The sequence below is a fragment of the Angustibacter aerolatus genome, assembly GCF_054776675.1.
In genome coordinates this window covers 131,371-139,728 of sequence record NZ_BAAHBM010000001.1, presented here as the reverse complement: position 1 = coordinate 139,728, position 8,358 = coordinate 131,371, and the positions used below count along the sequence as shown (strand labels likewise).

The 8,358-nt window shown below is 76.7% G+C and carries 8 protein-coding genes; 7 read left to right on the top strand and 1 reads right to left on the bottom strand.

Features of this window, described 5'->3' with window-relative positions; genetic code table 11:
• From ACYVI6_RS00660 to ACYVI6_RS00645, 4 genes are all read left to right on the top strand, one after another.
• Positions 1 to 361: FCD domain-containing protein (locus ACYVI6_RS00660; protein WP_460444512.1), on the top strand; the 361-nt coding region annotated here is incomplete at its 5' end.
• A gap of 131 nt (positions 362 to 492) precedes the next feature.
• Positions 493 to 1,212 carry a cache domain-containing protein gene (locus ACYVI6_RS00655; RefSeq protein ID WP_460444511.1) on the top strand — a complete coding sequence of 240 codons (720 nt, stop codon included), beginning with the start codon at positions 493 to 495 and terminating at the stop codon, positions 1,210 to 1,212.
• 77 nt (positions 1,213 to 1,289) lie between these two features.
• The gene (locus ACYVI6_RS00650) at positions 1,290 to 1,655 is read left to right on the top strand and encodes a hypothetical protein (RefSeq protein WP_460444510.1); all 366 of its coding nucleotides are present in this window, start codon (positions 1,290 to 1,292) and stop codon (positions 1,653 to 1,655) included.
• An 82-nt stretch (positions 1,656 to 1,737) separates the two neighbouring features.
• On the top strand, positions 1,738 to 3,189 hold the full coding sequence (locus ACYVI6_RS00645; RefSeq protein WP_460444509.1) for a diguanylate cyclase domain-containing protein: 1,452 nt from the start codon (positions 1,738 to 1,740) through the stop codon (positions 3,187 to 3,189).
• Positions 3,190 to 3,269: 80 nt separating this feature from the next.
• Here the strand turns inward: ACYVI6_RS00645 and ACYVI6_RS00640 are convergent, their stop codons facing one another.
• Positions 3,270 to 3,641 (bottom strand): sterol carrier family protein, encoded by a 372-nt coding sequence (locus tag ACYVI6_RS00640; protein ID WP_460444508.1) that lies wholly within the window; start codon positions 3,639 to 3,641, stop codon positions 3,270 to 3,272.
• A 44-nt stretch (positions 3,642 to 3,685) separates the two neighbouring features.
• On the opposite strand from ACYVI6_RS00640, the gene ACYVI6_RS00635 reads away from it, so the two are divergent.
• The 3 genes from ACYVI6_RS00635 to ACYVI6_RS00625 all read left to right on the top strand — a co-directional run bounded on the left by ACYVI6_RS00635 (position 3,686) and on the right by ACYVI6_RS00625 (position 8,277).
• Positions 3,686 to 4,495, top strand: a complete 810-nt coding sequence (locus ACYVI6_RS00635) for a thioesterase family protein (protein ID WP_460444507.1) — start codon at positions 3,686 to 3,688, stop codon at positions 4,493 to 4,495.
• Between the two features lie 136 nt (positions 4,496 to 4,631).
• Positions 4,632 to 5,906: a multidrug effflux MFS transporter gene (locus ACYVI6_RS00630; RefSeq protein ID WP_460444506.1), complete on the top strand. Its 1,275-nt coding sequence runs from the start codon at positions 4,632 to 4,634 to the stop codon at positions 5,904 to 5,906.
• 160 nt (positions 5,907 to 6,066) lie between these two features.
• A complete protein-coding gene (locus ACYVI6_RS00625; RefSeq protein WP_460444505.1) occupies positions 6,067 to 8,277 on the top strand; it encodes a SulP family inorganic anion transporter in 2,211 nt (736 codons plus the stop codon).
• Positions 8,278 to 8,358 lie beyond the last annotated feature (81 nt).

Below are 8,358 nucleotides of genomic sequence, written 5' to 3'. Positions count from 1 at the left end.
CGAGCGCGCCGACGACCCCGACCTCGCCCGCCTCGCCGACGGCACCGACCGGCTGGCCCGCGCGGGCGACGCCGCCGCCCGCCGACGGGCCGAGGGGCAGTACCACCTCGAGCTCGCCGCGGCCTCGCAGTCGCCGCGCCTCACCCGCGAGGAGATCGCCCTGCAGGCCGCCGCCGGCCCGGTGCTCTGGCTCGCGCACTCCGCCGACCCCGTGCTGCGGGCCGGCTGCGCCGCGCACCGGACGCTCGCGCAGGCGCTGCGCGACCGCCGTCCGGACGCCGCCCGCGCGGCCGTCGAGCAGCACGTCGCCGACCTGTTCGCCGCCGCCCGCGCGCTGCGCGCCGTCGACCACGTGCAGTAGGTGCAGGGCTGCTTCGCGAGGTGCTTGCACCTCGTGGAGCGGCCGCAGACCGACGTCACGTGATCGACGTCCGGACGCCGGGTGCGCGGGTCCGGGCCCCGCAGGCGCCGCTTCGCGTGGATGATTGGCCCGTGAGCACCCCCACCCGCACCTCGGCGCCGTCGTCCGCGGACGCCGAGCGCGTGACGGACGTCGTCGACGCCGTGGGTGCGCGGGTGCACGGTGAGCTCGCCGGCCTCGCCGACCTGGTGCGCTCCGCCTTCGACGCGGCGGGCCCGGCCGGACCGGCGCGCGCCGACCTGGGCATCGCGGCCGCCTCGGCCCGGCTGCTCGAGCCGTCCGCCGTCCAGCTCGTCGGTGCGGGGTACGTCGCGGCCCCCGGGGTGCTCGCCGACGCGCCCTACCGGCTCGAGTGGTGGACGGCCGACCCCGACGCCCCGACCGGCCCCGTCGAGCCGCTCGCCGTGCAGACGGACCCGCAGGCCGACGACTTCCGCGACTACACCGCGCTCCCCTGGTACGCCGGGCCGGCCGCCGACCACCGACCGCACCTGACCGGCCCGTACGTCGACTACCTCTGCACCGACGAGTACACGCTCACCTTCACCCGCCCGGTGCTGGCCGGCGGCCGCTTCGTCGGCGTCGTGGGCGCCGACCTCTACGTCCGCACGCTCGAGGCGCTGGTGCAGCCCGTGCTCGCCGGGCTCGCTCGGCCCGCCACGCTGCTCGGCGCCACCGGCCGCGTCGTCACGTCGTCCGCCGGCTGGGTCACCGGCGACCTGCTGCGCGACGTCGACCCCGGCGCCCTGCTGCGCTGCAGCACCGTGCCGCTCGCCGTCCTGCTCGACTGAGGCGCACCGGTCCCGCCTGCTGGAGAACGTGCAGCGGCACACGTGCTGGCCGACACGGGTCCGGGCACGCTGACCGGATGCACCCTGTGACGCGCGCCACGACCCGCATCACGACCGACGTCGGACGACGTGCGGCGCTCGCCCGCCTGCTCGCCGCGCTCGGCGCCGTCGTCGCACTCGTCGTGACGACAGCTGGCCCTGCCTCGGCGGCCACGCCCAGCTGCTTCGCGAACGGCGGACCCGTGATGGTGGGCGTGGGGTGCGAGGCGAACGCCACGTCGGGGCACGACCGGGCCGTCGTCCGGTGCCAGGCGACGGGGTCGAGCGTCACCGTCGACCTGCGCACGGGCTGGCGCGACCGGTACGCCGACTGGGGCCAGTGGGTGAACCGCGGGTACGGCTGGACCGTGCGGTCGGTCTGGTTCGAGCGCGCCGCCTCGTGAGCCCCGCGCGGCCGTCGGCTGGCACAGCACCTGAACGGGCGGCAGCCGACGTGCAGCGCTCCAGACCGGCGATCGGTTGCCGATGTCGAAGGTCATGACGTCCGGTGGCCCGCCCCAGGTGCCGCAGCGCGGGCCGCGACGCGGGCGCGGCGGTGGGCTGCGGCTGTTCGTGGCCTATGCGGCGCTGTCGCTCGCCGTGGTGGCCGCCTCGGGCGTGGTGCTGGTGGACGGCGCGCGCGGCGACGCGCGGGCGAACGCGGTGCGCGAGGGGCGCACCCAGGCGACGGTCATCCAGCAGATGGTCCTGGCGCCGGCGCTGCGCGGCGTCGTGCTCGACGACCTGCCCACCGGGCACCTGACCGGCACGCAGCTCGACCAGCTGCGCCGCGCGAACGAGCTGGCGCTGGCGCACGCGACCGTCGTCCGGCTGCGGGTGCGCGACAGCCGCGGCGCGGTGCTGTACGCCGACGACGGGCAGCTGCGCTCACCCGTCGACATGGCCGACCCGCAGTTCGTCCGGGCGGTGCACGGTGCCACGAGCGCCCAGATCGTGGCGGACGGTGCCGCGCCGGGCGGGCACGTGGTGCGCGTCGTCGGCCCGGTGTTCGCGCTGAGCACCAACCGCTCGGGCGGGGTCTTCGAGGCCGACCTGCCCTACGCGGCCGTGCAGCACGCGATCGAGGTGCAGGTGCGCCACACGGTCACCCGACTGGCCGCGTGCCTGGCGCTGCTGTGGACGGCGCTGGCCGGGATCTCGTTCTCCACGACCCGGCGGCTGCGCCGGCTGCTGGCCCAGAACGCCTACGAGGCCCGCCACGACCAGCTGACCGGCCTGCCCAACCGGCCCGCGATGCACGACGCCCTGCGCGACCTCCTGCACTCCCCCGGCGGCGCCGCACCGAACGGCCGACCGCACCTCGGGCAGCGCGCGACGCGGGTGCTCGTCGACCGCCGCCGGCCCGCACGGCCGCACGGGCAGGCGGCGATCGGCGGCGCCGTCGGGCTGCTCGACCTGAACGGCTTCAAGGCGGTGAACGACGAGCTCGGGCACGCAGCGGGCGACCGGCTGCTGCAGGTCACCGCCGACCGGCTGCGCGACGTGCTGCGTCCGACCGACGTCGTCGCCCGCCTGGGCGGCGACGAGTTCGGCCTGCTGCTGGCCGACGTCGGCGACCGTCACGCCGCTGCCGCGGTCGGCGACCGGGTGGCTGCTGCGCTGACCGCCGTCGTCGACCTCGGCGGCGGCCGGCTCGTGCGCGTCGGCGCCAGCCTGGGCATCACCCTGCTGCAGGACCTGCCGGGCCACCCGAGGGACCCGAGCGGGCTGGTCGACCTGCTGCTGCACCGCGCCGACGAGTCCATGTACGAGGCGAAGCGCGCCCACCACGAGCGGGCGGCCGCCGCTGCCGCCGGCCGAACGGCGGCACCCGCACCCGCGGTGGTCGTCTGGAGGCAGCCGCACGGTGAGCCGGCTGCCCGGGCCGAGCCGCACCACGCGCCGGAACCCGCCCGGGTCGCCGCCTCGCGCCGGTAGGCCCTTCGCCGTCCGAGCTGCTCGACGCCCGACCGCACCGGCCTGGACGGCGAGAACCGGCCCGGGCGGCGGACCCGGGGTCAGCGCAGGCGGACGACGGGCAGGTGGTCGCCGAGGTCGGCGCGCTCGCCGCTCGCTCGCACCGCGCCGGACGCCCGGCCCTCCGCCCAGGACAGCGCGCCGGTGGCCAGGGCGAGCCAGGTCTCGGCGTCGGTCTCGACGACGTTGGGCGGCGTGCCGCGGGTGTGCCGCGGCCCCTCGATGCACTGGGTCACGCCGAACGGCGGCACCCGCACCTCGAGCGAGTGGCCCGGCGCGCGCTGGGTCAGCTCCTCGAGGGTGAACCGGACGGCGGTCGCGCGGGTCGGCCGGTCGGCGCCGGCGGGGTCGGCGCGCCACCGCTCGAGCGCGGCCTGACCGGCCTGCGGGTCGGTGCGTCGACGGGGTGGCACAGTCGGTCATCGTCCCACGGCGCCTGGCAGGGCAGGATGCGCGGGTGAGCCAGTTCTCCGACGCCACCGCCCTGCAGCCCGACGGTCCCGGCCGGTTCCGCGCCGACGTGCACCCCGACTGGTCGATCGCCGGCCGCACCAACGGCGGCTACCTGCTGTCGCTGCTCGCCCGCGCAGCCACCGAGCACGCGGCGGCCGAGGGTGCCGCCACCCCGGTGCCGGTGGCGGCGGCCGCGACGTACCTGTCGCCCGCGCCGCCCGGCCCGGCGTCCGTCGTGGTCGACACCCTGCGCGCCGGCCGGACGACGGGCGCCTACCGGGTGCGTCTGGAGGCCGCGGGCGAGCCGCGGGTCGAGGCGACGGTGACGCTCGGGCGGCTGTCGCCGGACGCCGAGCCGTTCCACGACGCCGTGCCGCAGGTGCAGCTGCCACCCGCCGAGCAGTGCGTGCTGCTCACCCGCAAGGGGCCGGGCTTCGACGTGCCGATCATGCAGGTGGTGCACGAGCGGCTCGACCCTGCGTGCCTCGGCTGGGCCACCGGGTCGCCGAGCGGCGGCGGCGAGCTGCGCGGCCACGTCGAGCTGGCCGACGGTGCACCGGTCGACCCGCTGGCGCTGCTGCTGCTCGTCGACGCCCTGCCCCCGGCGACCTTCGACCTCGGCCTCGGCGGCTGGGTGCCGACGCTGCAGCTGACCGCGTTCGTGAGAGCGCTCCCATCGCCGGGGCCGCTCGTCGTGCGGCAGCTCGCCCGGCTGGTCGAGGACGGCCTGGTCGACGAGACGTGCGACGTCTGGGACGCCCGCGGCCGGCTCGTGGCCACGGGCCACCAGCTGGCCGGCGTCCGGATGCGCTGACGACACGAAAAGACGCGCGGGACGGGAACAGAACCGGCACGCTGGTGTTCGCACCCAGGTACCCGCTCCTGCCGACGACGACGTCGCCCGGGTCGCTCGCGACCCGACAGGACCCGTCGTCGTTCGGAGGACCCCCGTGACCACCACCTGCCCGCCCGGCACCGACTGCATCGAGCCCGAGGTCGAGAGCGCCCTCGTCGAGTCGCCCGGCCGCGGCGGCCTGGGCGTGCCGATCGGCCTCGTCGTGGTGCTCGGCGCCATGCAGGGCCTCGGTCCGCTGGCGCTCGACACCTACCTGCCGAGCCTGCCCACGATCGCCGACGACCTCGGCGCCACCGCGTCGGTCACCGCCCTGACGCTGACCGCCACGCTCGCCGGCCTCGCCATCGGCCAGGTCGTGCTCGGCCCGCTGAGCGACGCGGTCGGACGCCGGCGCCCGCTGCTCATCGGGCTCGCCGGGTTCGTCGTCGCCGCGATCGCGTGCGCCGTCGCACCCAGCGTCGAGACGCTGATCGCGCTGCGCTTCGTGCTCGGCTTCGGCGCAGCAGCCGGCATGGTCAGCGCGATGTCGATCGCCCGCGACCGGTCCAGCGGCACCGCGATGGCCCGGCTGCTGGCGGCCCTGATGCTGGTGACCGGCGCTGCCCCCGTGCTCGCCCCGGTGATCGGCGGCCAGCTGCTGCGGCTGACGTCGTGGCGCGGCATCTTCGCCATGCTCGCCGTGCTCGGTGCCGCCATCTGGTTGCTCGCCGCGACCCGCGTGCCCGAGACGCTGCCGGTCGAGCGCCGACGCCGCGGTGGCCTCGGCGAGACCCTGCAGACCTTCGGCGGTCTGCTGCGCGACCGCGGGTACGCCGGTCCGCTCGGCGCCCTGGTGCTCGCCTGCGCCGGCCTGTTCGGGTACCTCGCCGGTTCGCCGTTCCTGCTGCAGGACGTGCACGGCCTCTCGCCCCAGGCCTACAGCGGCGTGTTCGCGGTCAACACGATCGGCCTGGTGATCATCAGCCAGGTCGCCGGCCGCGTCGTCGACCGGGTCGGCCCGCGCGTGCTGCTGCTCGGCGGCACGTCGATCATCGCCGTCGGCGGCCTCGGGCTGCTCGCCGCGACGCTCAGCGACGCCGGCCTGCTCGGCGTGCTGCCCGCCCTGTTCTGCGTCGTCTCGGGCATGGGCCTGGTCTTCCCCAGCGCCACCACGCTGGCGCTCGCCGACCACGGCGACACGGCGGGTTCGGCGTCCGCGCTGCTCGGTCTGGGGCAGTTCCTCGCCGGCGCCCTCGCCGCGCCGCTCGTGGGCCTCGGCTCCGACCACGCGCTCTCCATGGCCGTGGTGATCGCCGTGGTGACGGTCGCGTCGCTGGCGGTGGCGCTCACCGCCACCCGGCAGCGCGCCGCCGTCCCCGCGCTGGCCTGATCTCCCCGAGCCCGCGAGCGGGCTGACGGGGGGCGGCCTTGGCCGAGACCGGCGAGAGCCTTGACCCTGCCTTGGTTCACTGAACCTTGCCGGACGCATAGCGTCGAGCGGAAGCCCCCAGCGCCGCGGGCACCAGCGCCGTCCGACGAGGGGTCTCACCGTGCCGACACCGTCCCTGCTCCGTGCTGCCCGACAGCCGCCGACCGCGCACTGGCGGGCCGACGCCGAGGCGTCCCTGGTGGTCTTCCTGGTGGCCCTGCCGCTGTCGCTCGGCATCGCCCTCGCCTCGGGCGCGCCGGTGGCGGCGGGACTGATCGCCGCGGTGGTGGGTGGCGTCGTCGTCGGTCTGGCCGGCGGCGTGCCGCTGCAGGTGTCGGGCCCGGCGGCCGGCCTCACCGTCGTGGTGGCCGAGCTGGTGGCCGAGCACGGGTGGCGCACCACGTGCCTGATCACGGCCGCGGCGGGCATGGTGCAGCTGCTGTTCGGGGTGAGCCGCGTGGCCCGGATGGCGCTGGCCATCAGCCCGGCGATCGTGCACGGCATGCTGGCCGGGATCGGTGTGACCATCGTGCTCGCCCAGGTGCACGTGCTGCTGGGTGGCAGCCCGCACTCGTCGGCGCCCGCCAGCCTGCGCGAGCTGCCGGGCGAGCTGCTGCAGACGCCGCGGCTCACCGCCGTCGTGGGGGTGGCGACGATCGCGGTCGTCGTCGGGTGGGACCGGTTGCCCGGCCGGTTCAAGGTCGTCCCGGCGCCGCTGGTGGCCGTGGCGGCCGTCACCCTCGCCGCCCTGCCGCTCGACGTGCCGCGCGTCTCGGTGCCGGCCGACCTGCTCGACGCCGTGGCGCTGCCCGGCCTGCCGGACGGCGAGTGGCTCGCCGTCGCAACCGGGGTCGTCACCGTGGCGCTGATCGCCAGCGTCGAGACGCTGCTGTCGGCGGTCGCCGTCGACCGGATGCACGACGGCCCGCGCGGTGACCTCGACCGCGAGCTGGTCGGCCAGGGCGGCGCCAACGTCGTGAGCGGCCTGCTCGGCGGGCTGCCGGTGACCGGCGTGATCGTGCGCAGCACCGCCGACGTGCGGGCCGGCGCGCGGACCCGCGCCTCGGCCGTGCTGCACGGGGTCTGGGTCGCGGCCTTCGCGCTGCTGCTGACCTCGCTCGTGCAGCTCATCCCGCTGTCGGTGCTCGCGGGCCTGCTCGTCGTGATCGGCGTGCGACTGGTGCACGTGGAGCACGTCCGGGAGGTCCACCGGCACGGCGACCTGGCGGTGTACGTGACGACGATCGCGGGCGTGGTCCTGCTCAACCTGCTCGAGGGGGTGCTGCTCGGCATCGCGCTCGCCCTGGTGCTGGTGCTCCGGCGGGTGCTGAGGGTGCGCCTCGAGGTGACCGGGCCCGAGGCGGGCGACGACGCCTGGCACGTCCGCCTGGCCGGCACCGCGACCTTCGTGTGCACGCCGCAGCTGAGCCGGCGGCTGGCGCAGGTGCCGGCCGGGGCCGACGTGCGGCTCGAGCTGCTCGTCGACCACCTCGACCACTCGGTGCGCGAGACGCTGCAGGACTGGGTGCGGGCCCAGCGACGCGGCGGCGGCCGGGTCGAGGTCGAGGAGGTGACCGGCACGCCGCTCGACGGCGCCACCGCCGAGGCGCCGACCCGCCGACGGCTGCTCGGGCAGGCACCGCGCTCGCTGTCGTCGTGGTCGCGCTGGCAGCCGGGGGCGGGCGTCGACGCGCTCCGCGGTGGCGTCCAGGAGTTCCACCGCCGCACCCGCCCGGTGCTGCGCGACGAGCTGGCCGAGCTGGCCGGCGGTCAGGCTCCCTCGACGCTGTTCATCACCTGCTGCGACTCGCGGGTGGTGCCGAACGTCATCACCAGCAGCGGTCCCGGCGACCTCTTCACCGTCCGCACGATCGGCGCCCTCGTGCCCGAGCACGCCGGCCACGAGGGTGCGGGCGAGGCCACGCTGGCGGCGGTCGAGTACGCCGTGCTGGCCCTCGGGGTGCGCCACGTGGTGGTCTGCGGCCACACCGACTGCGGCGCGATGCGCGCGCTCGCCGGCGGCGTGGGTGACACGCCGATGCCGGCGGTCACCGCCTGGCTGCGGCACGGCGCACCAGTGCTCGCCGCCGGCGCCGACTCACGGCAGCCCGACGAGCTGGCCCGGGTCGCGGTCGGGGTGCAGCTCGACACGCTGCGTCGCAACCCGACGGTCGCACCGGCCCTGCGAGCGGGGACGCTCGACCTGACCGGCCTGCTCTTCGACATCGGCGCCGCCAGCTGCCTGGTGCTGGACGAGCGCACCGGCGCCTTCGAGGAGTCGCCGTCGATCGACCTGCGCACCCCGTCGCAGCAACCCGTCGCGGGCAATTGACGGCCGCGACGGGCCGTCCCCGCCCTGATCCCATACCCCGCCGAGACGCGAGAAGGGGTTCACCGCGCGCAGCGCTGGTGA

Bases quoted from the DNA above. Each gene is read 5' to 3' on its own strand.
- ACYVI6_RS00645 (WP_460444509.1), top strand. From the start codon at position 1,738: ATGTCGAAGGTCATGACGTCCGGTGGCCCGCCCCAGGTGCCGCAGCGC.
- ACYVI6_RS00650 (WP_460444510.1), top strand. From the start codon at position 1,290: ATGCACCCTGTGACGCGCGCCACGACCCGCATCACGACCGACGTCGGA.